At 74.4% G+C, this 24,622-nt stretch carries 27 protein-coding genes; 16 read left to right on the top strand and 11 right to left on the bottom strand.

The features are described from left to right. Positions 1 to 389: 389 nt before the first annotated feature. Positions 390 to 1,514: a sensor histidine kinase gene (locus AC5K6T_RS22925; protein ID WP_493211751.1), complete on the bottom strand. Its 1,125-nt coding sequence runs from the start codon at positions 1,512 to 1,514 to the stop codon at positions 390 to 392. Further along, positions 1,511 to 2,227, bottom strand: coding sequence for a response regulator (locus AC5K6T_RS22920; protein ID WP_493211750.1), 717 nt, complete (start codon positions 2,225 to 2,227; stop codon positions 1,511 to 1,513). Before AC5K6T_RS22920 ends, AC5K6T_RS22925 begins: the two co-directional genes overlap by 4 nt. A gap of 345 nt (positions 2,228 to 2,572) precedes the next feature. Between AC5K6T_RS22920 and AC5K6T_RS22915 the strand changes: the two genes are divergently transcribed. The 6 genes from AC5K6T_RS22915 to AC5K6T_RS22890 all read left to right on the top strand — a co-directional run bounded on the left by AC5K6T_RS22915 (position 2,573) and on the right by AC5K6T_RS22890 (position 5,397). Next, positions 2,573 to 3,100 (top strand): hypothetical protein, encoded by a 528-nt coding sequence (locus AC5K6T_RS22915; protein WP_493211748.1) that lies wholly within the window; start codon positions 2,573 to 2,575, stop codon positions 3,098 to 3,100. A 293-nt stretch (positions 3,101 to 3,393) separates the two neighbouring features. Further along, the gene (locus AC5K6T_RS22910; protein ID WP_493211746.1) at positions 3,394 to 3,576 is read left to right on the top strand and encodes a hypothetical protein; all 183 of its coding nucleotides are present in this window, start codon (positions 3,394 to 3,396) and stop codon (positions 3,574 to 3,576) included. A gap of 17 nt (positions 3,577 to 3,593) precedes the next feature. Continuing rightward, positions 3,594 to 3,932 carry an ArsR/SmtB family transcription factor gene (locus AC5K6T_RS22905; protein ID WP_493211744.1) on the top strand — a complete coding sequence of 113 codons (339 nt, stop codon included), beginning with the start codon at positions 3,594 to 3,596 and terminating at the stop codon, positions 3,930 to 3,932. A 139-nt stretch (positions 3,933 to 4,071) separates the two neighbouring features. Next, a complete protein-coding gene (locus tag AC5K6T_RS22900) occupies positions 4,072 to 4,224 on the top strand; it encodes a DUF6126 family protein (protein ID WP_493211743.1) in 153 nt (50 codons plus the stop codon). Positions 4,225 to 4,474: 250 nt separating this feature from the next. Beyond that, entirely contained in the window at positions 4,475 to 4,972 is a 498-nt protein-coding gene (locus AC5K6T_RS22895) for a hypothetical protein (protein ID WP_493211741.1), read from the top strand. Further along, positions 4,969 to 5,397, top strand: coding sequence for a pyridoxamine 5'-phosphate oxidase family protein (locus AC5K6T_RS22890; protein ID WP_493211739.1), 429 nt, complete (start codon positions 4,969 to 4,971; stop codon positions 5,395 to 5,397). The genes AC5K6T_RS22895 and AC5K6T_RS22890 overlap by 4 nt, the downstream gene beginning before the upstream one ends. Positions 5,398 to 5,844: 447 nt before the next feature. Here the strand turns inward: AC5K6T_RS22890 and AC5K6T_RS22885 are convergent, their stop codons facing one another. The 6 genes from AC5K6T_RS22885 to AC5K6T_RS22860 form a co-directional block, all read right to left on the bottom strand. After that, a complete protein-coding gene (locus tag AC5K6T_RS22885; RefSeq protein ID WP_493211737.1) occupies positions 5,845 to 6,186 on the bottom strand; it encodes an ArsR/SmtB family transcription factor in 342 nt (113 codons plus the stop codon). A 514-nt stretch (positions 6,187 to 6,700) separates the two neighbouring features. Next, positions 6,701 to 7,057 carry a zinc ribbon domain-containing protein YjdM gene (locus AC5K6T_RS22880; protein WP_493211735.1) on the bottom strand — a complete coding sequence of 119 codons (357 nt, stop codon included), beginning with the start codon at positions 7,055 to 7,057 and terminating at the stop codon, positions 6,701 to 6,703. Positions 7,058 to 7,096: 39 nt separating this feature from the next. Next, positions 7,097 to 7,492, bottom strand: a complete 396-nt coding sequence (locus AC5K6T_RS22875) for an STAS domain-containing protein (protein ID WP_493211733.1) — start codon at positions 7,490 to 7,492, stop codon at positions 7,097 to 7,099. Positions 7,493 to 7,536: 44 nt separating this feature from the next. Next, a complete protein-coding gene (locus AC5K6T_RS22870) occupies positions 7,537 to 7,959 on the bottom strand; it encodes an ATP-binding protein (RefSeq protein ID WP_493211731.1) in 423 nt (140 codons plus the stop codon). After that, positions 7,959 to 8,366 carry a pyridoxamine 5'-phosphate oxidase family protein gene (locus tag AC5K6T_RS22865; RefSeq protein WP_493211729.1) on the bottom strand — a complete coding sequence of 136 codons (408 nt, stop codon included), beginning with the start codon at positions 8,364 to 8,366 and terminating at the stop codon, positions 7,959 to 7,961. The genes AC5K6T_RS22870 and AC5K6T_RS22865 overlap by 1 nt, the downstream gene beginning before the upstream one ends. After that, complete coding sequence (locus AC5K6T_RS22860; RefSeq protein WP_493211728.1) at positions 8,363 to 10,117, bottom strand: SulP family inorganic anion transporter; 1,755 nt, start codon at positions 10,115 to 10,117, stop codon at positions 8,363 to 8,365. Before AC5K6T_RS22860 ends, AC5K6T_RS22865 begins: the two co-directional genes overlap by 4 nt. A 747-nt stretch (positions 10,118 to 10,864) precedes the next feature. On the opposite strand from AC5K6T_RS22860, the gene AC5K6T_RS22855 reads away from it, so the two are divergent. The 5 genes from AC5K6T_RS22855 (at position 10,865) to AC5K6T_RS22835 (ending at position 15,506) form a co-directional block, all read left to right on the top strand. Continuing rightward, positions 10,865 to 11,281: a hypothetical protein gene (locus tag AC5K6T_RS22855; RefSeq protein ID WP_493211727.1), complete on the top strand. Its 417-nt coding sequence runs from the start codon at positions 10,865 to 10,867 to the stop codon at positions 11,279 to 11,281. Positions 11,282 to 11,534: 253 nt separating this feature from the next. Beyond that, a complete protein-coding gene (locus AC5K6T_RS22850) occupies positions 11,535 to 12,452 on the top strand; it encodes a hypothetical protein (RefSeq protein WP_493211726.1) in 918 nt (305 codons plus the stop codon). Further along, a complete protein-coding gene (locus AC5K6T_RS22845; RefSeq protein WP_493211724.1) occupies positions 12,449 to 13,606 on the top strand; it encodes a peptidoglycan-binding protein in 1,158 nt (385 codons plus the stop codon). Before AC5K6T_RS22850 ends, AC5K6T_RS22845 begins: the two co-directional genes overlap by 4 nt. After that, positions 13,603 to 14,277: an ABC transporter ATP-binding protein gene (locus tag AC5K6T_RS22840; protein WP_493211722.1), complete on the top strand. Its 675-nt coding sequence runs from the start codon at positions 13,603 to 13,605 to the stop codon at positions 14,275 to 14,277. Before AC5K6T_RS22845 ends, AC5K6T_RS22840 begins: the two co-directional genes overlap by 4 nt. Continuing rightward, positions 14,277 to 15,506 carry an ABC transporter permease gene (locus AC5K6T_RS22835; RefSeq protein ID WP_493211720.1) on the top strand — a complete coding sequence of 410 codons (1,230 nt, stop codon included), beginning with the start codon at positions 14,277 to 14,279 and terminating at the stop codon, positions 15,504 to 15,506. The genes AC5K6T_RS22840 and AC5K6T_RS22835 overlap by 1 nt, the downstream gene beginning before the upstream one ends. 14 nt (positions 15,507 to 15,520) lie before the next feature. On the opposite strand, the gene AC5K6T_RS22830 is transcribed toward AC5K6T_RS22835, so the two are convergent. Further along, positions 15,521 to 16,180 (bottom strand): response regulator transcription factor, encoded by a 660-nt coding sequence (locus AC5K6T_RS22830; RefSeq protein ID WP_493211718.1) that lies wholly within the window; start codon positions 16,178 to 16,180, stop codon positions 15,521 to 15,523. A gap of 171 nt (positions 16,181 to 16,351) precedes the next feature. Between AC5K6T_RS22830 and AC5K6T_RS22825 the strand changes: the two genes are divergently transcribed. Further along, positions 16,352 to 19,246, top strand: a complete 2,895-nt coding sequence (locus AC5K6T_RS22825; protein ID WP_493211717.1) for an nSTAND1 domain-containing NTPase — start codon at positions 16,352 to 16,354, stop codon at positions 19,244 to 19,246. Between the two features lie 411 nt (positions 19,247 to 19,657). Here AC5K6T_RS22825 and AC5K6T_RS22820 read toward each other — a convergent pair whose 3' ends face one another. Next, positions 19,658 to 20,365, bottom strand: coding sequence for a DUF5324 family protein (locus tag AC5K6T_RS22820; RefSeq protein WP_493211715.1), 708 nt, complete (start codon positions 20,363 to 20,365; stop codon positions 19,658 to 19,660). A 271-nt stretch (positions 20,366 to 20,636) separates the two neighbouring features. Here AC5K6T_RS22820 and AC5K6T_RS22815 point away from each other — a divergent pair, with 271 nt between their 5' ends. Continuing rightward, a complete protein-coding gene (locus AC5K6T_RS22815) occupies positions 20,637 to 21,170 on the top strand; it encodes a peptidylprolyl isomerase (RefSeq protein WP_493211713.1) in 534 nt (177 codons plus the stop codon). 326 nt (positions 21,171 to 21,496) lie between these two features. After that, entirely contained in the window at positions 21,497 to 22,363 is an 867-nt protein-coding gene (locus AC5K6T_RS22810) for a rhomboid family intramembrane serine protease (RefSeq protein WP_493211712.1), read from the top strand. A 328-nt stretch (positions 22,364 to 22,691) separates the two neighbouring features. Here the strand turns inward: AC5K6T_RS22810 and crgA are convergent, their stop codons facing one another. After that, on the bottom strand, positions 22,692 to 22,946 hold the full coding sequence (crgA, locus tag AC5K6T_RS22805) for a cell division protein CrgA (RefSeq protein WP_493211710.1): 255 nt from the start codon (positions 22,944 to 22,946) through the stop codon (positions 22,692 to 22,694). 166 nt (positions 22,947 to 23,112) lie between these two features. Between crgA and AC5K6T_RS22800 the strand changes: the two genes are divergently transcribed. Both AC5K6T_RS22800 and AC5K6T_RS22795 read left to right on the top strand, forming a co-directional pair. Further along, the gene (locus tag AC5K6T_RS22800; RefSeq protein ID WP_493211708.1) at positions 23,113 to 23,892 is read left to right on the top strand and encodes a DUF881 domain-containing protein; all 780 of its coding nucleotides are present in this window, start codon (positions 23,113 to 23,115) and stop codon (positions 23,890 to 23,892) included. A gap of 19 nt (positions 23,893 to 23,911) precedes the next feature. Beyond that, entirely contained in the window at positions 23,912 to 24,607 is a 696-nt protein-coding gene (locus AC5K6T_RS22795) for a class E sortase (RefSeq protein WP_493211707.1), read from the top strand. Positions 24,608 to 24,622: the final 15 nt, after the last annotated feature.

Genomic DNA, 24,622 nt, shown 5'->3' with positions numbered 1-24,622 from the left:
GGCAGGGGCAGCTCGCCGACGCCGTCGACCTCGATGCGCAGGGTACGGGCGGGCATCTCGATGCGGGTGGTGAAGTCCCCGCGCCCCCTCGCGTCGCCGAGCAGTTCCGCCAGGTGTTGGCGTGCCCCTCGCCTCGTGGATGTCCCGTTCCCCTGCTGACCGGCGTGCTCTTGCGGCTGTCCTGAAGATGCTGGTGCCGGGGAGGAATCCGTACCCGGCCGCCAGAGAGGTCCAGCCGGATTCCCGGAGAGGAGCGGACCGGTGGAGCCGCCGCGCTCACGGCCGAGGTGCGGCGCGGCGGGATCCGTCGGTCCGGGCCGGCGGGAGCGCGACGGGCGTGCGGCCGCGTTCCGTCGGACGGCGCCGCCCGGCACCGGGCGGGGTCGTGCTCAGGCGGGCCGGGTGGGGGCCCGTAGCTCGACCTTGTATCCGCCCTGTGGGGTGGCTTCGGCGGTGAGGACACCGTCGAGCAGTTCGGCGCGTTCCCTCAGGCCGATCAGACCGTGGCGGGCGCTGGGCAGGGCGACGGGCGGGCGGGTGGGGGCTGTGTTGGCGACGGTGACGCCGAAGTGCTGCGCGTCGTGCCAGAGGCGAACCTCGGCGCGGGCGCCGGGGGCGTGCTTGCGCACGTTGGTGAGGGCTTCCTGGACCGTGCGGTAGACCGTGCGCTGGGCGGTCGTGCTGATGCCGGGCGGGAGCACGCCGGTCAGGGTGGCCTCGATGCCGCTGTTGGCGATCAGCTGCCGGAGGTCGGCGAGGGTGGGCTGGGGGGTGAGTTCGGTCTCCTTGCCGCCGGAGGCCCGCAGCAGGGCGACCATGTGGCGGAGTTCGTCGAGGGTGTTCGCGCTCAGGGTGCGGATGGCGCGGGCGCCGTCGCGGGCCGTGGGGTCCTTGGCGGCCACCTGCAGGGCTCCGGCCTGCACGGCGATGAGGCTGACCTGGTGGGAGACGACGTCGTGCATCTCGCGGGCCAGTTGGGCGCGCTCACGGGCGAGTACGGTCTGGGCGTACAGGGCGCGTTCGTGTTCGCGGGCCTCCTCGACCTCGGCGAGCTGGCGGGCCATGTCGTGTCCGGCCTGGACGAGCTGGCCGAACAGCACGGGGGCGAAGGACGCGGCCAGCGTGTAGACGAACTGGATGAGCGTCCAGGTCCGGTCGCCGCCGGAGAACGTGTCGGACAGGGGCCGGTCGAGGGTGTCCGCCGCCGCGTTCAGCAGGGCGCAGCCGGCCAGCAGCGGACGGTTGCGGGTGCGGGTGGCCAGTGTGTACAGGGCGGTGATCGGCGCGACGGCCACGTCCATGAACACGGTCATGGGCAGGGTCAGCAGGAAGACGGTCAGCGGGAGGCGCCTGCGCAGGGCCAGCCCGCCGCAGGCGACGGCGGCAGCGGCCCACATCACAGGGGTGCCCTCGCCGTAGAGGTTGATCCAGGCGTCGAGCGCGGCCAGTGCGACGAGGCCCGCGTCGACGGCCCGGGGCGGCACGCGCCGCCACGGCGTCCGGCCCGTGCTCACGGCCCGTCGTCCCCCGCCGTGCTGTCGCCCTGGTCGCCCTGGCCGCCGTGGCCGCCGTGGTCGCCCTGGCCGCCGAGCAGCCCGGCGCGCTCCGCGAGGAGCGCCGCCTGGACGCGGCCGGCGACCCGCAGCTTGGTGAGGATCGAGCTGACGTGGTCCTTGACGGTGCCCGCGCTCAGATGGATGCGGGCGCCGATGTCGGCGTTGGACAGTCCTTCCGCGATCAGGACGAGGACGTCACGTTCGCGGTCGCTGAGCAGGCCGACGCGTGCCATGTCCGCGTCCTGGGGCGCGCCTGCCCCCGGATGGCCGCGCAGCAGCGCCCGGGAGGCCTTCGCAGACATCACCACCCCGCCCGCGGCCAGGGTGCGTACCAACTGGCCGAGCTGTTCGGGCTCGGTGTCCTTCAGCAGGAATCCCGCGGCTCCCGAGCGCAGCGCGGTCAGGACGTACTCGTCGGTGTCGAAGGTGGTCAGCATCGCCACGCGCGGCGGTGCGGGCAGTTCCCGGATCTGCCGCAGGACGGTCAGGCCGTCCACGTCCGGCATGCGGATGTCGAGGAGCACGACATCCGGCAGCTCGCGCCGGATCACCTCGGCGGCCTGTGCTCCTTGCGCGGTCGCCACGACCTCGATGCCGTCGGAGGCGTTCAGGATCAGTTCGAACCCGGACCGCACCAGCGCCTCGTCGTCCACCACCACTACCCGGATCACCGGCGTTCCGCCTCACACTCGTTGCTCTGTCCGGTCTCGTCGCTCTGCCCGGTTCTCCGGCGGTCCGTACACCCGCATCGGGGCGTCCGCGTTCCCCTGCCGTGATCGCCTGCCGTCGACAGTACGTCCGGCACGGTTCGCGGTGGCGCGATCACCGTGCACACCGGACACCTGGCGGACCGGCTCCAGCCGTTCGGGGGGAGCGCTCCGGCCCGTCGGCGGGCAGGTGGGCGAGGGACGGCGGATGGTGGCCGCGGTCCTCGTCCGGTGGAATCGGTCCGTGGGTCCGCCCGACCGAGTCGGCGGGCCGAGTCGCTGCCCGAACCCTTTGAGGACCACCCATCCATGCCCCTCCTGTACCTGCGTCAGCCCGTCCGTGCTCTGCGCCGCTGTGCGGCCCGGCCCTCCGTGTCGTTCGGGGCTGTGTACGGAGCGGTGCTGGCCAGCTCCGTGGTGGCCGCCTCGACGGAGCGGGGGGAGGTGTCGGCCGGCGACCGGCTCAACAGCGTCCAGTGGCTTCTGGTCACGGCCGTCGCATCGGCCCTGGCGCACGGCTACGCGCATCTGATCGCCCTGCGCGGCGACCGTGCCCATCACGGTGTGCGTGCCGCGGTGCGGCTGTTGCTGTCGGAGTGGCCGCTGGTGCTGGCGACGGTGCCGACACTCGTCCTGCTGCTCGGCGCGGCCCGGGGGTGGTGGCCCTCGGCGGGCATCGAGTTCGTGGCCTTCGCCGTGAACGTGGTGCTGCTGTTCGCCTGGGGCCTGCTTGCGGCCCGCGCTGCCGGTCGCACGTGGGGCTCCGCCTTGAGGATCGGCACGGCGGACGCCTTGCTCGGGCTCGCGGTCGTCGTGGCCAACGCCGTCATCAGCTAGGGCGTGTTTCGAAAGTCCCGCCTGCCTGGCGGCGTCTGGCACGCACGCTCGCCGCGTTGTCGGGCTCGCCCCGATACATCCAGTATCGGGGCGACCCTCCGCCTTGCGATCGCACGCACCAGACGCCGCCAGGCCTGCCCTTCGGGCAGACGACGCTACTTTCGAAACACGCCCTAGCCGGTGCCGCGGCAGGACGGCCGGTTCGAGCAGCTCTCGCCCACCCCTACAATTGAAGAGTTCTGCAATTGATTAATTGCGGTGCTCCCTAGATCATCCAGTGTCCGGAGGCCGGAATGAGCGAAGCTGCCGAGGCGCTGCTGGCACGCGTACGCGCGGCTCGCGCCGGGCTGACGGCGGCCCTGGACGCCGCGGACGCGTACGCCGTGGCGGTGGCCCAGGACGAGTTGGACGACGCGGTACGGCTGGCGCGTCGGCACGGGCTCGACGTCGGCGTGCCGAGGGCGACGGAGGAGTGAGCGGAGAGGTGACCGGGATGCCGGTGCCGTTGTACGAGGCCAAGGCCGAGTTCTTCCGCATGCTCGGCCACCCGGTGCGCATCCGCGTCCTCGAACTGCTGCTGGACGGGCCGAAGCCGGTACGCGACCTGCTGGCGGAGATCGAGGTCGAGCCGTCGAACCTGTCGCAGCAACTGGCCGTCCTGCGCCGGTCCGGCATCGTCACCGCCGCCCGGACCGGCTCGACGGTGGTGTACGAGCTGGCCGGCGGGGACGTCGTGGAGTTGCTGGCCGCCGCGCGCAGCATCCTGTCCGTGCTGCTGGCGGGGCGGCGGGACATGCTGGCCGAGCTGCGCCGTTCGGAGGCGGCGCGATGACGGGCGGCGTCCTCCGGTTCCGGATGCCGTGGTCCCCGGGCGGGCGCACGGCGCACGTCGGGTGTGGACGGCTGGGCCGGGACAAGGGGAGGAAAAGGGACCGGGACAAGGGGAGGAAAAGGGAAAGGGGAGAGGTGCGGTGAGCGACGCCAGGGACGACAGGCCCCGTGACGCGGAGAGCCGGAAGGAGCGGGGCGTCGCGCTGCGCGCCTTCTTCTACATCCTGGGCACGCACCTGATCGCGGGCTTCGTGATGCTTCTGTTCTACCTCGGCCAGCACGCCCAGAAGTAGCGCGGCTTGCGTGCGGCGTCCCGCGGTCGCCGCACGCGCCCCGCAAGGGCCGAACGGCCCACAGACCCGGCCACGGTCGGCCCTGGTGCGCGCCCCGTGCGCCCGGGCACGATCGGAGAGGCCCGTGCGCGGCCTCCCGTGGTCGGGGCTGCCCAGGCGGCGGCCGGGGCTGCCCTGCCGCCGTGTCCGAGGACGTCTTCACCCGGGCCGTTGCCATGGTCGCTGGACGAGGGAGAAAGGACGGCCAGGGGTGATCGCTGTAGTGGGGCATCCCGATCTCAGCGCCCCGACGCTCGCGCTGCTGGAGGAGGAACTGCGGTCCCGGCTGGCCGGCCTCTCCAGAGCGGGCAGGGCCGGGCTGGTCCGCGCGGGCCGGGGGTTGCCGGTGGCGTTCGGGCGGGCCGCCCGCAGGGCGGGGCTGGCGCTGGTGACGGTGCTGCCGTCGTGCGACGGTGTGCCCGCGCAGCTGGCCGGGCCGGACCGCAGGGCCGCGGGTGAACTGCTGTTGCTCTCCGAGCAGGTGCGGCTGGTGGAGTACGACCCGGACGACCGCGGGGCCTGCATCGGCGCGGACGAGAGCCTGCTGCGTGCCTGCGGCCGTCTGCTGGCCGTGTGGGACGGCTCCCCGTCGAACGCGCGGGACGCGACGGCCCACCTGGTGGCCTACGCCCGCAGCCACGGAATCGACGTCGAGGTGCTGTGGCCTTCGGGAGCCGGGCACCGGACCCCGGGCGGGGTGCCGTCATGAGCACTCCGCTCCCGTCCTCGCGCTCCGGTCCGCGGATGGTCGAGCTGAGCCGGGAGGAGTCGCTCGGACTGCTGGCCGGCGTGTCCGTTGGGCGTGTCGGCTTCACGCACCGGGCCCTGCCGGTGATCCGGCCGGTCAACCATCTCGTGAACGGCGCCGGCGACATCGTCGTCCGCGCCCACGCCGGGGCGGCGCTGCTGTCCACCGCGTCGGTGTCGGAGGTGGTGGTGTACGAGGCCGACCGGATCGACGAGGAAACGCACACCGGCTGGAGCGTGCTGGTCACCGGCATTGCGAGCCGCCTCACGGATCCGCAGGCCCTCGACCGGTACCGCGCCGAGCTCACGCCCTGGATCGGCGGGGAGATGGAGCACGTGGTGCTCATCCGGTCCGAGCTGGTGACCGGCTACCGGCTGGTGCGCTGACCAGGGCCGCCGTGCGCGGGGCATCGGCACCGGTTCGAGCGGTGAGGTGCGGCCCCGGTGCTGGAGGTGCGGCATCGTCCGATGCCACACCTCCCCAGGACGGCGCTGGTGCCGCGGCGGGCGGCGTGCGCCCCGCCGCGACGCCGGGCACGCACGGTCGCCGCACCGCCCGCAGGCCCGAGTACGTGCCGTGCGAGGCCTTCCGGCCGGCCCGCCGAGAGCATGCGACGGACGCCGCTCCTCGACGGGCGGACCTCACCTGCCGCGACACTAGGGCGTGTTTCGAAAGTCCCGCCTGCCTGGCGGCGTCTGGCACGCACGCTCGCCGCGTTGTCGGGCTCGCCCCGATACATCCAGTATCGGGGCGACCCTCCGCCTTGCGATCGCACGCACCAGACGCCGCCAGGCCTGCCCTTCGGGCAGACGACGCTACTTTCGAAACACGCCCTAGGACGGCCGCTTCGCCTCGCCCTGCAGGTCGGCCAGCAGCTCGGCCTGTCCGGCGAGCACGCCGGACAGGATGGTCCGCGCGACCCGCAGGAGTTCCGCGACCTGCGGGCTCGTGAGCGAGTAGTACACGGTCGAGCCCTCCTTGCGGGTCACGACCAGATTCGCCCGGCGCAGCACGGCCAGCTGCTGGGACAGGTGCGCGGGCTCGATGCCGACCTCGGGGAGCATCTCGGCGACCGCGTGCTCCCGCTCGCTCAGCAGTTCCAGGACGCGGATGCGGGCGGGATGGCCCAGTGTCTTGAAGAACTCGGCCTTCAGCTGGTAGAGCGGCGTACTCATCGTGCCGTCCCCTCTCCGGCACAACACCACGGCCCCACCGGCCGGGACTCGGCGCATCGCATCCACCCACTCGTCAAGAACATGTGGTCCATCCTCGCCTGCGGTGCCGGCCGCGCCGAACCCGCGGGTAAGGAACCGGGCCGTCCGGTCCGACAGTGACGACCTCATGACTTGCCAACATTAGCAAGTCGTGAGGTCCTGTGCGGGGCGTGGGCGCGGATCGCTCCGTCGCGCGGTACCGGCGGGGTCCGGCCCAGGTGTCCGGCCTGCCGTCTCCGGCGCCGCCCGGCGCGGGCGCTCCTCCCCCGGCCCGCGTGTGTGCGCCCGGGCGCGACCCGGCCCTGCGTGCGGACCACCGCCGTGGCGGCGGACCACGGGGCGCTGCTGCCGTGGCGGCCGGATCACGGGGCGCTGCTGCCGTGGCGGGCGGACCACGGGGCACCGCCGCCGTGGCGGCCGGGCACGAAGACTCCCCGGCCTCGTCCACGCGGTCGCCACCGGGGCGGGAGCCGGGTCAGACCTTCTTGACCACGCCGGACTTGAGCTGCATGGCGCCGAAACCGTCGACCTTGCAGTCGATGTCGTGGCCGTCCACACCGTCGACCAGGCGGATGTTGCGCACCTTGGTGCCCGCCTTGATCCCGGTCGGGCTGCCCTTGACCTTCAGCGTCCTGACGACCGTCACGGTGTCGCCGTCGGAGAGCACGTTGCCGACCGCGTCCCTGACCGGCCTGCCGCCCGGGTCACCGTCCGGGGACTCCTCGGTCGGTGACCACTCGTGCCCGCACTCGGGGCACACCAGGAGCGCGCCCATCTCGTAGGCGTACGACCCGGAGCATGCGGGGCAGGGGGGAGGGTTCTTCTCACTCATGGCACAGGTGTCCTTCGGTAGGTGTGCGTCGGATGCGGGTCAGGCCGGCCAGCCGTCGGTGCGCCACGCCTGGTGTCCTTCGTCGGGGGCCGAGGGGCGCCGGGCGTGGGCGGCGAGTGCGGCGGCCAGGTCGCCGTGGACGGGGATGTCCGGGCAGTCGCCCTGCGGGACCAGCGAGCCGTCGGCGGGGATCGCGGCCAGTTCCAGGCTCCGGCCCGCCCCGGCGAGGCGGCGTGCGGCCTCGGTGATGGCCAGCTGGCCGTCCGCGGACCAGCTGCGCAGCTCGGTCAGGTCGAGGACGACCGGTCCGCTGCCACGGGCGACGACCCAGCCGACCGCGCCGGCGAAGCGGCGGACCGCCTCGGGGCCGAGGTATCCGGCGACGGAGAGGATACCGAGACCCTGCTCGCTGGTGTAGCGCCACTCGATGGTCATGGGGTGAACTTCCTTGCGGTGCGGCCCGTCGGGTCCGGTCGGTTTCACAGGGGGAGGGTGATCCAGATGCTCTTGCCCCGTCCGTCGGCGTCCGGGCGGACGACGGCGCTGCCGCCCCTGCCCAGGGTCAGCTCCATGACGGTGGCCAGCCCGCCGGTCCCGCCGCCGAACGCGCCGTACAGCGGGGGCTGGTGGGGGTGGCGGTCGTGCACGGCGAAGGCCAGACAGTCCGGGCCCGCCGCGTAGACGACGGTCAGCTGCGGGGAGCGGACGGCGGCGTGCCGCACGCTGTTGGTCACCAGTTCGCCGAGGATCAGCAGAGCCGGGTCCACGGCGGGATGGCGCAGACCGATGCCCCACTCCACCAGCGCCAGCTCGGCCGTCTCGCGGGCCATGCGCACGGCGGCAGGCGTGGCCGGCACGGTGAGCACGTGCCGGTGGGGGAGCGCTTCCAGTCGGGGGGACATCAGGCCTCCGCCCCGGACAGGCGGAAGCCGCTGACCCTCTTCGGGTGCAGCCGCAGCACCGTGTCGTGGGGGCCGTGCGCCCAGCCGGTGAGCGTACGCCGGTGGTGGGCCGCCTCGTCGGGGTCGGCGATCACCGTGGCGGGGCCGGACACCGTCACCGTCCAGCCGGTGCCCGCCGCCACCCGGATCTCGTCCACCTGGTACGCGACCTCCCCGGGTACGGAGGCCGCCCGGACGGGGGCCCGGACGATCAGGTGTCCGTACTCCCGGACATGCCGGGCGGGCCGTACGACGGTCTGCCCGCGCAGGGGATACACCAGGCGGCCCAGGCTGCTGCCCTCCACCAGCCACAGTGCCTCCGCGCCGGACATTTCGGCCATGCGCAGGGTGGCGGGGGGACGTTTCATCGCACGGGCTCCTCACTCGTCTCGGGGCCCTCGGCCTGCTCCGGCACGGTGGTCCGCGTCTGCCGGGCGGTGCCCGCGGGCAGGACTCCCTCCCGCGCGAGGTGGTCGCGGGCGGCCCGGATCGCCTGCGGTGTGGTGGCGTGGTCCCGGCCCTCGTGCCGCAGCGCCTCCAGCGCGCCGACGGAGTCGAGGACCCGGCGCTGGCCGGGACGTATCCCGGAGGCGAGGACGAGGATGCCGCGCCGGGCCAGCTTCTCCACGACGTCCTTGAGGACCAGCGCACCGGTGGCGTCCAGCGTCGACACCCGGGACATGCGCAGGATGACGACCCGGACGTCGGCGACCTCGGTCAGTTCCAGCAGGAAGCGGTGCGCGGCGGCGAAGAACAGCGGCCCGTCGATGCGGTAGGCGACGATGTGCTCGGCGAGCAGCGCGTGCTCCTCCGCGCTGTGGTCACCGCGGTCGAGGGGCACCTCCTCCAGGCGGGCCTGTCCGGCCACGGCTCGCAGGGCGAGAGCGCCCGCCACGGCGAGGCCGATGATCACCGCGTACACCAGGTCCAGGGCCAGCGTCGCGACGGCGGTGAGCACCAGGATCAGCGCGTCCGAGCGGGACGCCCCGGCCATCGCCCGGAGCGAGCCGACCTCGACCATGCGGATCGCGGTCGCCAGGAGCACGCCGGCGAGGGCGGCGAGCGGGATCTTCGAGACCACGGGCGCCGCCGCGAAGACGATCACGGCGAGGACGGCGGCGTGGGTGAGGGCGGCCAGCCGGGACCCGGCGCCGGTGCGGACGTTGACCGCGGTACGGGCGATCGCGCCGGTCGCGGGCACGCCGCCGAACAGCGGGGCCGCGATGTTGGCCAGGCCCTGGCCGAACAGCTCGCGGTCGGGGTCGTGCTGCTGGCCCACCGTCATGCCGTCCGCCACCGAGGCGGACAGCAGCGACTCCAGGGCCGCGAGCGCCGCCACCGCCGCGGCCGGCGCCAGCAGGGTGCCGAGCGAGCCCGCGTCCAGAAAGCCCAGCGAGGGGGCGGGGAGCCCGGCCGGGAGGTCGCCGATCGGCGCCGCGTCCAGGCCCGCGATCCGGACGACGGCCGTGGCCGCGACGACCGCGACGATGGAGAACGGCACGGCCGGCCGCCAGCGGGCGCCGGCCAGCATGACCGCGGCCACCGCCGCGGCGCAGCCGACGGCCGTCCAGTTCGGATGCCGGGCGAACTCCTCGACGGCCCGCCAGGCGACGGGCAGCACGCGGTCGCCTTCCGGCCTGGGCACGCCGAGGGCGTTCGGGATCTGCTGCAGACCGATCACACAGGCGATGCCCAGGGTGAAGCCCTCGACCACCGGCGCGGGTACGTACTTCATGTACCTGCCTGCTCTGAGCGCGGCCAGCGCGACCAGCATCACGCCGGCCATCAGCCCGACGGTCAGCACCGCGCCCGGTCCGTACCGGGCGACGATGGGCACCAGCACCACGGTCATGGCACCGGTCGGCCCGGACACCTGGACGCCGGACCCGCCGAACACGGCGGCCAGGGCGCCCGCGACCACGGCGGTCGCCAGGCCCGCCTCGGCACCCAGCCCGGAGGAGACCCCGAACCCGAGCGCGAGGGGAAGGGCCACGATCGCCACGGTCAGGCCGGCCAGCAGATCCCGCCGGGGGGAGCGCCGCATCTGCGCGAGGTCGGCGCGGGCGGGCAGGAGCGCGGTGAGGCGGGCTGCTGCCGCCCGGCTGATTCCCGCGATCATCGCGCGGCGGTCTCGGCCGCCCGGGGGCCGGCCTGCCCCGCGGGCTTCCCGGTGACGGACCGGTGAGCGGCCCGCGGCAGGCCGCGGACGCCGCCGCCGGCCGGCCGGCGGGCGACCGCGGAGCCTTGCCGCCGCGAGGCCGGGACACCGGACCGGGGCACCACCGCGGACTGCCGGGACAGCCCGGCCGGCTCCGTCTCGGCGGCCCCCGGCAGGTCCCGCGCCGGCCGCCGCCGGTGCCGGAGCAGCTCCCGGAGCGGGTCCGGCACCCGGATGCGTGCGGGATCCCCGAGCAGCCGGACGCACTCGGTCCTGACCTGGCGCAGCGGAACGGACACGACCCCTCGACTTCCCCTCTCGGCACTCCCGTCCGTGCGGACGGACACGGTTGCGCTGCGCCCGCGGCTACCGGTGGAGCGGGCACAGCAACCTCAGCATGTATGGACTTGCGAAATTTTGCAATTCAGACATCCGTCAGCACCCGTCCGCCCCGGCGTCCGCCCCGGCGTCCGCCCCGATGTCCGCACAGACGTCCGCCCCGGCGGACGTGCGGCCCGCGGCCGGCGGCGCGTCCCCGGCGGGCCGGGCCGTGTCACCCGTGCCCCCGGCCGGCCCGTGCCCTGTCACCCGTGTCCCCGGCGGGCCGGGCCGTGACCTGTACCCAGGTCCGATGTGGCCGTCGGGCCGCCTTCCTATCGTCGACCGCGTTGCGTCCGCACCAGGGCGCAGCCGAACAGGGAGGTAACGGTGGGTTTGAGGAAATGGCTCCCGGCCGCCGGGGCCGCGGTCGCGCTGGCGGCGTCGGGCGTGCTGGCCACCCCGGGCGCGGCGAGCGCCGACAACGGGGACAACAAGGCCGGCTGCGCCCGGGGCGAGATCTGCTTCTGGTACGACGGCGGCACGGTGTACCAGAAGCAGTTCTGGTACACGGCCAACCACGGCGGCAACAACTTCATGTACGCCAACCAGGGCACCTACCGGGTCTCGGACCGGCCGGTGCAGGACAACGCGCTGCAGGTCACCAACCGTGACACCGAGTGCCGGATCCGGGTCGGCAATCTCTCCGGCGGGGTGTGGACCTGGCGGGAGTTCCCGAACAACGGCGTCCGGTACCACCTCGGCGACGTCAACAACCGCAACGACCGGCACGAACGACTCTGCTGAGGCGTGCCGCGGAAGCACCGTCGTCCGCCCGCGGGCGGGGCCCCGCGGGCGTCCGGCGCGGTGCGCCGCAGGGCCCGGGGCGGGCCGCGTACGCCCGGTACGCGGACCGCCCCCGGCGACGCGGCCGGGCGCCGTGCCGGGCACCGCGGCCCGACGGGACCTTCGCGGCACGCCCCTTCACCACCCCCCACGGGACCGGATCCGGTCGCCGGGCGGGCCGGACCGGTCCCGCCCGGCACCCAGGGAGACGCCGATGCGAGAACGACGTACGGGAGCGGCCCTCGGGGCCGTGGTGGTCGCGGCGGTGCTCTCCGCGTGCGCGGCCGAGGCCGCCCAGGCTCCCGACCTGACCGCTGTCCCCACGGACAGGGTCGCCGACGAGATCTTCCGGGCCGACGACATCGAGCTGATCGAACACGTCAGGAACCGGCTCACCGCCGACTGCATGGACCGGCGCGGCTACCCCCAGCTCAAGCGGACCGAACCGGCCCGGCGGTCCAAGCCGTTCACCGACATGAACGTCCGGCCGCCGCTGTTCGCCACCCGCACCGACGCACAGGCGAGACTGCTCGGGTTCGGCGAGCACGAACGCCCCGCAGGCGCCGGAGTGCTCAGCCACGACCGGGACTTCGACAAACAGTTCGAGAAGTGCCGGGACGCCGCGGGCCGCAGGCTCGGGCCCGGGTTCTCCGAGGTCCAGAACCAGAGCTACCGGCTCTACAACGACGTCGCCGACGAACGCGACGCCCTGCTGAAGTCCCCCGAGGAGGCCGCGGTCACCGCCGCGGCCGTGCGGCCCCTGCTCGCCTGCGTCGAGGACATGGGCTTCGGCCAGCGGATCCCCGGCGCCCGGACGCTCGACAGCTTCGGGATCGGCCGGCCCGCCGGCCGCTACGAGGGCACCGAACCCCCGCGGCCGCAACGCGTTCCCGGAACCGTCGAGGTCCTCCCGGCCGTACCCGGGCGGCGCTATGTACCGACGGCCGAGGAGTCGCGGCTGGCCGTCGCGTCCGCCCGGTGCGCGCGCCGGACCGGGTTCGGGGAGAAGAGCGCCGCCCAGCGGGTCCGGATCCTGCGGAAGGCCGTCGCCGCACACGGCTCCGAGATCGCCGGACTGCGGCCGCGGGTCGAGGAACTGGCGAAGGCGGCGGCGAAGCTGGCCGGGCGGTGAGCGGGCCGGCCCTGGCGGCCAGGCGTCGCCGCGCGGTCCTGTCGGTCGCCGCGGCCGTCCTCGTCGCGACCCTGGCCCTGACCGTCGGGATCCTGGTCGGGCCCTCGGTACGGTCACCCGCGCAGGCGGTCGCGGACGCCGCCCCGCCCGCCTCCTCGCCGGTCACGGTCGCCGCCGAACGCCGGGTGCTGTCCGAGCCGGTCATCGCCCGCGGCACGGTCCGGCCGGGCACCTCGGTGAAGGTCACCGCACCGGCGGGGCTGAGCGGCGACACGGCCGTCGTCACCCGTGTCGCCGTGCGGGCCGGGACACCGCTGAAGGAGGGCGCGGTCCTCGCCGAGGTGTCCGGCGCGCCGCTGTTCGGTCTCGTCCTGCCCTTCCCGCTCTACCGCGACCTGGGCGGCGGCCTGCGGGGCCCGGACGTCGAAGCGGTGCAGACGGCGCTGCGGCGGCTCGGCACCGGCGTCCGGGTGACCGGAGTGTTCGACGCGGCGACCGGACGGGCGGTGGAGGGCTTCTACCGGGCCCGGGGCTACCGGCCGGCGCGTCGGGACGGGACCGCGGGGCTGCGCAGGACCGACGTCGTGGCCCTCGACCGGGCCGGCCGCACCGTCTCCGCCGTACGGGTCCGCGTCGGCAGTGTGCTGCGCGGCCCCGACCCGGTGCTGCTGGAACTGGACACCGCCGCAGTGACGGTGCGGGCCGCGGTGGACGGCAGGCAGCGTGCGCTGGTGCGGACCGGCGCCACCGCCGAGGTCGCCGACGAGACCGGGGGCGCGGCCGCCCGGGCCGTCGTCCGCAAGGTGGCCGAGCGGCCCGGGGCGGACGGCTACGCGGTCACCCTGGCCTTCACCGGCGACGCGCTGCCGCCCGGTGAGGACCGCACCGTCCTGGTGACCATCGAGCCCGCACGGAAGACCGGACCGGTGCTGGCCGTTCCGGTCGCCGCCGTGTACGCGCGCCCCGACACGGTCACGTTCGTGACGGTGGAGGGCCGGGACCACCGTCTCACCGACGTGGTGGTCGACACCGGCCGGTCCGCCGGAGGCTGGGTCCAGGTGACGCCGAAGCGGCCCGGCCTGGACGCGGGCACGCGCGTCGTCGTCGGCCGTCCGGCGGGGAGGGCCGGTGCGGACGAGGGGGACGGGCCGTGACCCCGGTGCTGTCCCTCAGATCGGCCGGCCGCAGCTACGACGACGGGCACGTCGTGCGCGCCCTCCGGCCGACCGACCTGGACATCGCACGCGGGGACTACGTCACCGTCACCGGGCCGTCCGGGTCCGGCAAGTCCACCCTGCTCAACCTGATCGGACTGCTCGACCGGCCCGACACCGGGACCTGCCGGGTGCTCGGGCGGGACACCGCGGGACTGTCGGAGGCCGAACGCGGCGCACTGCGCGGCGAGCTGTTCGGGTTCGTCTTCCAGGCCTTCCACCTGGTTCCCGGACGCACGGCGGTGGAGAACGTGGAACTCGGCATGCTCTACGGCCGCCGTCCGGCGGCGCGGCGGCGGGTGCTGGCCCGGGAGGCGATCGAGCGGGTCCGGCTGGCACACCGCGCCGACGCCGACCCGCGGACCCTCTCCGGCGGGGAGCGCCAGCGGGTCGCCCTGGCCCGCGCCGTGGCCGGGGACCCGCTCCTCCTGCTCTGCGACGAGCCGACGGGCAACCTCGACGGCGCCAACACGCGGAACGTCCTGGAGCTGCTGCGCCGGCTGCACGGTGCGGGCATGACCCTCGTGGTCGTCACGCACGACCCGGACGTGGCCGGGCAGGGGACCCGGCGGCTGCGCGTCGACGACGGTGTCGTACGGGAGGAGGCCTGATGTCCGGTGATCCGGCCCGGCCGGTACGGTCCCGGATGCGGGCGCGCGACCTGCTCACCGAAGCGGCCCTCTCCCTGCTGGCCCAGGCTGGGAGGTCGGCGCTGACCGCGGCCGGCGTCGTGCTGGGCTGCGCCGCGCTGGTCGCCGCCATGGGGCTCTCCGCCACCCTGTCCCGCCAGGTCTCCGACTCCTTCGACGTCGCGCGCGCCACCCAGGTCGTGGTGCGCCAGGCCGGGGACACCGGCGGTCCGGCCGCCGGGGCGGTGCCGCCGTGGCAGCGGCCGGCGGCGGTGGAACGGCTGCGGCGGCTGAACGGGGTGGACGCCGCGGGGCCCCGGCTGATCCTGCCCGAACGGCCGCTCACCCGCACGCTGTCCGCCGGGAAGTCCGCCACCCGGGCGAGGATCGCCGGGGTGGACGCCGGCGCCCTCGCCGTGATCGGGCCCCGTCTGGTGCGCGGCCGCGCCTTCGACGGGTTCCACGACCGGTCCGGCGCGCCCGTCGTGCTGCTCCCGGCCGGCCTCGCTCGGGAGCTGGAGATCGACCGCGTCGGTGTCGCCGTCTTCATCGACGACCGTCCCCACACCGTGCTGGGCGTGTTCGACGACGTGGCCCGGGAGCCGGCCACCCTGGCCTCGGTGGTCATGCCCTTCCGTACGGCCCAGGGCCTGGCCGGCGGCTCCCCGGCCGCGCCGCCCGAGCGCGACGTCCTCGTCCGGGTGCGCCCCGGCGCGGCCCGGACCGTCGGCGGCCAGGCCCCGCTCGCGCTGCTGCCGGAGGCCGCGGACCGGCTGGAGGCGGCCGCCCCGCCCGACCCCCTCACCCTGCGCCGCGAGGTCGAGGGCGGCGTCACCGACCTGGTCCTCGTCGCGTCGCTGATCGCCCTCGCGGTGGGTACCTTCTCCATCGCCACGGCGGCGACGGCCGGGGTCGCGGCCCGCGCCCCGGAGATCGGGCTGCGCCGTGCGGTGGGCGCCCGGCCGGTCCACGTCTTCGTCCAGCTGCTCACCGAGACGACCCTGCTGGGGGTGGTCGGCGGCATCGTCGGCAGCGCGGCCGGCGTCGTGACCGTGGTGGCCGTCGCCCTGGCGAACGGCTGGACGCCGGTGCTCGACGTGCGGACCGCGGTGCTGGCCGCGGCCGGCGGGGCGGCGACCGGACTCGCGGCCGGGCTGCTGCCGGGCTGGCGGGCGACGCGGGTGCAGCCGGTGGTGGCGCTGCGGCAGTGAGCCGGGGCGGACCGTCACCCGCCGCCGCCCTGCCGGGCCCCGCCGCGCCGGGCCAGCGCCACCGCGTGCGCACGGTCCCGGGCCCCGAGCTTCATCAGCAGGTTCGTCACGTGGTGCTTGACGGTGCGGACGCTGATCGTCAGGTCCTCGGCGATCTCGGCGTTCGCCGAGCCGTGGGCGATGTGCTCCAGAACCTGGCGTTCACGCGCGGTGAGGGACGCCGGGGGCGCGTACGGGGCCGAGGGCAGCCGGCGCAGCAGCCGGGCGCCCACGGCGGGGCTGACCCAGCGGCCGCCGGCCCCGACGACGACGATCGCGTTGGCCAGTTCCCAGGACAGGGCGGGACGCAGGACGACGCCGGCGACGCCGGCCCGTCCCAGCTCACCCAGCTCGGCGTCGGTCACGGACGGCGGGGCCACCAGCACCGCCGCGGGGGCGGACCGGCCGGCGGTCGCCGGGCTGTCGGTGACCACGACCACCGGGGCCCGCGGCCCGCCGGGCGGGTGGGTCCTGCCGTGCCGCACCACCAGCGACCGGGCGGCCCGCAGCGCCGTCTCGACCTCGCGGGACACGAACCGGCCCGCGAGTTCCGTCCTGACGATCAGGTGCGGCGAGCCGGGACGCCCCGGAAGCCCGGGCCGGGCGGGTGAGATCGGCTCGCAGTAGTAGTACACGGATGGTCCCCCTCGGCAGCCGCTGCGCGTCGTCGTCCGGCTCCAGGACTACCGGCGCCGGTGTTGTTCGCGTTCGGTCCCCTGGTGCCGAACACACAACTCCTGAAAAATCAGGTCCGCCGCGCACGCCGCGGCAGGCGGGAACGACGGGGGAGACGGGGAGGAGGGCCGGTGCCGCGCAAGGAGACGCCGCTCGGACCGGGAGACGGTCCGCTCGTGGAGTTCGCGGCGGATCTGCGGCGACTGCGGAGAAAGGCCGGCAGCCCGCCGTACCGGGAGCTCGCGAAGCGGGCCCACTACTCGATCTCGACCCTCTCCTCGGCGGCGTCCGGTCTGCGGCTGCCGACGCTGGCGGTGACGCTGGCGTACGTCGGTGCCTGCGACGGTGACCTGCGGGAGTGGGAACGCCGCTGGCGGGAGACGGCGGGGCGGCTCGGCGAGGAGCGGTCCGGCCCCGGCGGGGAGGAGCCGGAGGCGCCCCCGCCGTACGCGGGCCTGCGTCCGTTCCGGGAGCAGGACGCGCAGTGGTTCTTCGGCCGGGAGCAGGTGGTGGAGGAGCTGATCGGACGGCTGGCACGGCAGCGGTTCATCGTGCTGCTCGGGGCCTCCGGATCGGGCAAGTCCTCGCTGTTGCGGGCGGGCCTGGTGACGGGCCTGCGGCCGGCCGCGACGCCGGTGCCGCTGACCCCCGGACCCCGGCCGCTGGAGGAGTGCGCGGTACAGCTGGGCGCGCTGGCGGGGCTCACCCCGGGCGGGCTGTACGGGGAGTTACGGCAGGACCCGGCGAACCTGGGCCGTGTGGTGCGGCAGATCACCGCCCGCTCCGGCGGGCCCGGCGGGTTTGCCGGCCCGGTCGTGCTGGTCGTCGACCAGTTCGAGGAGGTCTTCACCCTGTGTCAGGACGACCGTGAGCGCGACGGTTTCATCGAGGCGCTGGTGGCCGCGGCCGGGGACCGGTCCGGCGACTGCCGGGTGGTTCTCGGTGTGCGAGCCGACTTCTACGCCCACTGCACCCGCAACCCCGTGCTGGTGGAGGCGATGCGTGAGGCGCAGGTACCGCTCGGGCCGATGAGCCTGGACGAGCTGCGGCGGGCGGTGGTGAAACCGGCCCAGCGGGCGGGGCTCACCGTGGAGGGCGCGCTGCTGGCGACCCTCACGGCGCAGGCGCACGGCCGCACCGGAGTGCTGCCCCTGCTGTCGCACGCCCTGCTGGAGACCTGGCACCGCAGACGCGGCAACCTGCTCACCCTCGCCGGTCTCGAAGCCGTCGGCGGCATCGAGGGCGCGCTGGTCAAGAGCGCGGAGGCGTTCTACACGGCCCTGGACGCCGAGCAGCGCGACGCGGCCCGCCGGCTCCTGCTGCGGCTGACCGCTCCCGGGGTGGGCACGGAGGACACCAAGCGCCGTATGACCCGCGCGGAACTGGACGAGGACCCCGTCACCGTCGCCGTGGTGGAACGGGCCGCCGCCGCCCGGCTGGTCAGCCTCGACGAGGACCGGATAGAGATCACCCACGAAACGCTGATCGGCAGCTGGCCCCGGCTGCGGGAGTGGCTCTCGGCCGACCGGGACCAGCGCCGCGCACACCGCCGGCTGACCGAGGCCGCCGAGGTGTGGGCGGCCGCCGGAGAGGACCCCGGCGCCCTGTACCGGGGGGCGCGCCTCCAGGCGGCCCGCCGGCTGGCGGACTCCGCCGACGTGGGGCTCAGCTCCCGCGAGCAGGCCTTCCTCGCGTCGAGCACCGCCGCGGAGGCGGCCGAGCTGCGGTCCGCCGTGCGCCGGACCCGGCGGCTGCGTGTCCTCCTGGCCACCCTGGGCGTGATGACGGTGCTCGCCACGGTGGCCACGGTGCTCTCGGTCCGGGCGAACGGGGAGATCACCCGGCAGCGCAACGACGCCGTCGCGCTGAACGCGGCCGCGGAGGCGGCCCGGACGTATCCGGCCGACCCCGCGCTCGCCGTCCAGCTCGCGCTCGCCGCCTACCGGCTGAGACCGCAGCGCACCACCCGCGACGCCCTGCTCAGTACGCTCATGACCACCTGGGCGGCGCACCGCGCGGAGGCCTACACGCTCGATGTGAGCGACGACGGCACGCTGCTGGCCGTGGGGAGCCGTGACCACACCGTCAGCCTGTGGGACGTCCGCGATCCCCGGCACCCCGTGCGGGCGGGCACGGTGACGGGGCACACGGACGCCGTGCAGGCCGTCGCGCTGAGCCCCGGGCGGCGGATCCTCGCCACGGCGGGCGCCGACCGGACGGTACGGCTGTGGGACGTCGCCCGGCCGGCGAGCCCCGCGGCGCTGTCGGTCCTGACCGGCCGGGGCGGCGGCGTCCGCTCGGTGGCCTTCAGCCCCGGCGGCCGTCTGCTGGCCGGCGGCTACCAGGACGGCACGGTGCGCCTCTGGGACATCGGGGACGCCGCCCGGCCGCGGCGCCGGGCGGTGCTCGGCGGGCACACGGACACGGTCCGGTCGGTGGCCTTCAGCGGGGACGGACGCCTCCTGGCCACGGCCGGCCAGGACGGGGCGGTCCGGCTGTGGGACCTCGGCGGTCCCGGCCGGCCTGCGTTGCGGGCCACCTGGAACGCCCATGAACTGAACGTCTTCTGGGCGGAGTTCCACCCCCGTGACCGCCTGCTCGCCACCGCGGGCGGCGGCCGGGAGGCGGTGCGGCTGTGGGACGTCACCGACCCGGCGCGGCCCCGACGGGTGGCGGGGATCACCGGGCACAGCGACGTCGTCGGCCAGCTCGCCTTCAGCCCGGACGGCCGCATGCTCGCCACCGCGAGCGACGACCGGTCGGTGCGGATCTGGGACGTCGGCACGCCGAGTGCTCCCCGTGACCGGGCCGTGCTCACCGCCTACACCACCGCCGTGATGGGGGTCCGCTACAGCCCGGACGGCAGCACGCTGCTGACCGGCGTCTTCGACGGAACCGTACGCCTGCTGCCGACCGACTTCGAGCGGGCCGTCGCCCACGCCTGCGACGGCGTCCGCCCGTCCCTCAGCCGGGGCTCCTGGCACCGCCACCTGCCGGACGTCCCGTACCGGCCGCCCTGCGGGTGAGCGGCGGTCCGACGCAGTGTGGGGCCGGTCCCGGCCCGGGACGCCCGTCGTCCGAGCCGGCGGATGATCTCGTCGTCGTCGCCGTCCGGCACCGCCTTGACTCCCGGCCGGCCGTGGATGAACTCCCTCCGGACGCCTTCGCGCTCGGCGGCGGCGGCGATGCGCTCGAACTCCTCGGCCAGCGTCTGCGGCCGACCCTCGGTGACGTTCACCACACGCCTCCCGCGGTCAGCCTGGTGCTGCGGCGGGAGTGTGTGCCGGGCGTCGCGGCGGGGCGAACGTCGCCTGCCGTGAACGTCGCCTGCCGTGTACGTCGCCTGCCGTGTACGTCGCCTGCCGCGGCACCGGTGCCGCGGCAGGCGGATCTTGCCCGGCGCGGCACCGGTCGCCCGCCGGACGTGGGCATGCCCGTCAGCGCTGCTCTTCCCCTTGCTCCTCCGCCTCCTTGGCGGCGACCTCCGGGTCGAGGACGTCGCTGCCGTCCACGGAGGTGAGGGAGTCGTCCTCGGAGACCTCGGTGGCGGCGGGGGGCTCGACCAGCCAGTCGGGGTTGGCCTGCTTGTCCCACCACTTCCAGACGGCGTAGGCCGCGCCCGCGAGAACGCCCGCCACGGCGAGGGCCTTCACCGCGCGGCCGGCCCGGGCGCGCCGCTCGTGGCGGCGGACCAGCCGGTGGATCTCCTCGGGGGTGACCTGGCCGCGCAGCGCGGCCAGCGCGGCGGCACCGCGTGCGGCCGCCTCGTCCCTCGCCGGGCCCGCGGCGGCCACGGCCTGTTCGATCCTCGGCCGGGAGTACTCGGCGGCCTGCCGGGAGTACTCGGCGGCCTGGCGGGCGGCGTCGCGGGTCAGCGTCGCGGCCTCCTGGGCAGCCTGGTCGACCTTGGGCGGCACATGGGTGCGCGCCTCCGCCAGACGGGGCGCCAGATGGCACTCGTACTGGGCGCGTGCCTGTTCGGCGGCCTGTGAAACCATCGGCGCGAGCCGGACGCGCGCCTCCTGTGCGTAGTGTGCCGCCTTCTCCTTGGCCGTGTCGGCGTAGGGCGCCACCACTTCCGCGGCGTGCAGCACGCTGTCCCTCGCCGAGCCGGTCGCGGCGCGCACGCTGTCGATGCGGGTCACGGGATCCTCCTCCTCGGTGGCGTACGGTATTTCGACTTTCCACCCTTTTACGGATCATGCCTGCTGGTGCGCCGGGCGGCACGCGAGGGCGGGCATATGGGTTCCGACGGATCTGATCGACCCCGGAGCGGACGAGAACAGTGCAACAGCAGCCTGTCGTCGACCATGCCACGGATTGCCGCGCCGCGCTGCGGAACAGCGGTGCCGGACGACGCGGGGCGCCGGGCGTGCGAGGATCGGGGGGTCACACGAAGACAACGGAAGGCAGATCGTGGCCGAGAAGCTCTACGCCACCCTGAAGACCAACCACGGCGACATCGTGGTCCAGCTGTTCCCGGACCAGGCGCCCGAGACGGTCAGGAACTTCGTCGAGCTTGCCCGGGGCGAGCGCGAGTGGGTCAACCCGGCCACCGGCGCGAAGTCCACCGAGAAGCTCTACGACGGCACGGTCTTCCACCGCGTCATCAGCGGCTTCATGATCCAGGGCGGCGACCCGCTGGGCAACGGCACGGGCGGTCCGGGCTACCAGTTCGGGGACGAGTTCCACCCGGACCTGCGCTTCGACAAGCCGTACCTGCTCGCCATGGCCAACGCCGGCCCGGGGACCAACGGCTCGCAGTTCTTCATCACGGTCTCCCCGACCGCGTGGCTGAACCGCAAGCACACCATCTTCGGTGAGGTCTCGGACAAGGCCGGCCAGAAGGTCGTGGACGCCATCGCCGCGGTGCAGACCAACCCGCGCACCGACCGCCCGGTGAACGACGTGGTCATCGAGTCGGTCGTGGTCGAGCAGCGCGAGGGCTGAGGCCGGTCCGGGACCGCCGGCCGGACCGGAGTCCGGCCGGACACCGGACCCGGTGGTCCGGTCGCACACCGGACCTGGTCGCACACCGGACCCGGCCGGGCTGCCGGACCCCGGCCCGTCCGGCCGGGTTCGCTACCCCACGGGAACCATTGGCCCCGCTCGTCCGTAAGGATGAGCGGGGCCTTCTCGGGCCGCCCCGCCCTTCCAGGGCGTGTTGCGAAAGTCCCCGCCCTGAGGGCGGACGACGCCACGTTCGCAGCACGCCCCAGCCGGACCGCCGGACCTCCGGACGCCGCCGGCCGACCCGACCACCGAGGTGACCAGACATGGAGCAGCAGACACCGGACGCCCAGCCCGTCCCGGTGTGCTACCGCCACCCGGACCGCGAGACGGGCGTGCGCTGTACCCGCTGTGACCGGCCGATCTGCCCCGAGTGCATGATCAGCGCGGCGGTGGGCTTCCAGTGCCCCGACTGCGTGCGCGGCGGGGAGGGCCGGGCGCGGGCGGTCGCCCCGCGGACCGTGGCGGGCGCCACCGTCGTCGGGGACACCCGGCTGGTCACCAAGATCCTGATCGGGATCAACCTCGCGGTGTTCATCGCGGTGCGGGCGGACTCCTCGCTGCTGCAGCACCTGGTGCTGTACGGGGCCTGGCCGCCGCAGCCGTTCGCGCCGGCCTCGGGGGTCGCCGGAGGCGAGTGGTACCGCTTCGTGACGTCGATGTTCGCCCACCAGGAGTTCTGGCACATCGGCTTCAACATGCTCAGCCTGTGGTGGATCGGCGGACCCCTGGAGGCCGCGCTCGGCCGGGCCCGGTACCTCACCGTCTACTTCGTCTCCGGACTGGCCGGCGGCGCGCTGACGTATCTGATCGCCTCCCCGTCGCAGGGCTCGCTCGGCGCCTCGGGCGCGATCTTCGGGCTGTTCGGTGCCACCGCGGTCCTCATGAGGCGCCTGGACTACGACATGCGCCCGGTGATGGTGCTGCTGGCGATCAACCTGGTGTTCACCTTCGGCGCCAGCAACATCGCCTGGCAGGCGCACATCGGCGGACTGGTCGCGGGTGTGATCACGGGCTACGCCATGGTGCACGCGCCACGGAAGCGGCGGACGCTGGTCCAGTACGGCACCTGCGCCCTGGTCCTGGCGGTGTCGGTGCTCCTGGCGGTGCTCAGAACCGTTCAGCTGACCTGAGAGCGATCGGTTGTCCACAGAATGTGCCGGCTCTTGCGCATGCTGTGGGCGGACGACGGCGCCCCCTGCGTCTCATCTGCGTTTTCGCAGGTGAAGCAGGGGGCGAAAGAGTGTTCGGAGGAGTGCCGCGCAGTCGTACCGGCGTCAACCCTCCATGAGTTATCCACAGATCGTAGTCTTTTCCCCAGGGGGATGTGGATACGCCGTCGGGCCTGTGGATAACTCGGTGGACAGTCCTGGGCAGAGCTGGCGGAGGAAGCCGGTGGGTGCTAAGGGAGAACCCGCGCGGGACGGTGCGGGGTACCCCCGCCGGTGCTGCGGTGCGCCGTCACTTCCACTGCGTGGAGACGCCGAACCCGGCCGCGATGAAGCCGAAGCCGACCACGATGTTCCAGTTGTCCAGGCCCTCGACCGGCAGCGAGCCGTCCGTCACGTAGAAGACGACGATCCAGGCCAGTCCGATGAGGAACATGGCCAGCATGACGGGCGCGACCCAGGCGCGGTTGGTGAGCTTGATGGCCTGCGCCTGCTTCGACGGCGGCGGCGTGTAGTCGGCCTTCTTGCGGATACGTGACTTCGGCACGAGGGTCTCTCCTGTCGATGCGCTGCGTGGCCGCGCAGGTTCCTTGGGTCGGGCTGGTGCGGTGTGCCGCGAGGACGCATCGGGTGACACATCTGGCGACACTGAGGGCTCCCCCGGACGTCCGTTAGCGTAGTGCTTCCGTGGCGCCGAAGGAGATAAGGGTACGTTGAGCAATTCTGCCGACTCCCCCCGGTCGGATTCCAGTGCCGACCGCCGGGGACGCTTCCGTCCCGTGCGTGTGCTCACGGTCGCCGTCTTCGCGCTCGCCGGTCTGATCTTCTTCACCAGCTTCAACACCGCCAAGGGCACCAACATCCGCACGGACGCCTCCCTGCTGCGGCTCTCCGACCTCATCCAGGAGCGCAGCCACAAGAACGGCCAGCTGGACGAGTCCAACGCCGCCCTGCGGGCCCGGGTCGACTCCCTCGCCGGCGCGGGAGACGGCGGCACCGGCGCGGAGAAGGACCGGCTGGCCGCCCTGGAGAAGCGCGCGGGCACCCGGAAGCTCACCGGCGAGGCGCTCACCGTCACCCTGAACGACGCCCCGCCGAACGCCACCGCCCGGCTGCCCGGCTACCCGGAGCCGCAGCCCGACTACCTGGTCATCCACCAGCAGGACCTCCAGGCCGTGGTGAACGCGCTGTGGCAGGGCGGCGCCGAGGGCATCAAGGTCATGGACCAGCGGCTGATCTCCACCAGCGCGGTGCGCTGCGTGGGCAACACCCTGATCCTCCAGGGCCGCGTCTACTCACCGCCGTACAGGATCACGGCTGTGGGCGACCCGGAGAAGCTCCGCGAGGCGCTCGGCGCGAGCCCGGCGATCCAGAACTACATGGTCTACGTCAACGTCTACGGCCTCGGCTGGAAAGTCGAGGAGGACGGGAGGGTGACGCTGCCGGGCTACTCGGGCACAGTGGACCTGCACTACGCCCAGCCCGTGGAGTGACGTCCCCCTGGAGGCGCCGGTGCGCGTCCTCGTGCGGTCCGCCAGCGAGCTCTGCATCACCGCCGGCACCCTGATCGTGCTCTTCGTCGCCTACCTGCTGTTCTGGACCGGCGTGCGCGCCGACGCGGCGATGGACGAACAGGTCGGCCTGCTGCGCGCGCAGTGGGCCCGGCAGCACGCGCCGTCCGGCCCGTCGCCGTCCGGCCCGTCCGGCGGCGGCAGCCCCGCCGCCGCCCGGCCCTACGCCGAGGGCCGCCCGTTCGCGATCATGTACGTCCCGCGGCTCGGCGCCGGCTGGCGCAAGCCGGTCCTCGAAGGCACCTCCGCCGCCACACTCGCGAAGGGCCTCGGCCACTACCCCGCCACCGCCCGGCTCGGCGGGAGGGGCAACTTCGCCGTCGCCGGACACCGCCGCACCCACGGCGACCCCTTCAAGGACTTCCCCCGCCTGCGGCCCGGGGACGCGGTGGTGCTGTCGGACGGCACCACCTGGTTCACCTACCGCGTCGACAGGGGGCCCTACCGCACCGTCCCCGCCGACGTGGCGGTCGTCGACCCCGTCCCGCGCGCCTCCGGCTACACCCGCCCCGGCCGGTATCTCACCCTCACCACCTGCGACCCCGAGTGGGGGCACAGTCACCGGCTGATCGTCTGGGCGCACCTCGACGGGACCCAGCCCGTGGACACGGGCGAACCGGAGGCCCTCCGCCGTTAATCTGGTGCGGGCGGC

Source organism: Streptomyces sp. B8-7, from assembly GCF_058833805.1.
This window is presented reverse-complemented; position numbering and strand designations above follow the sequence as displayed.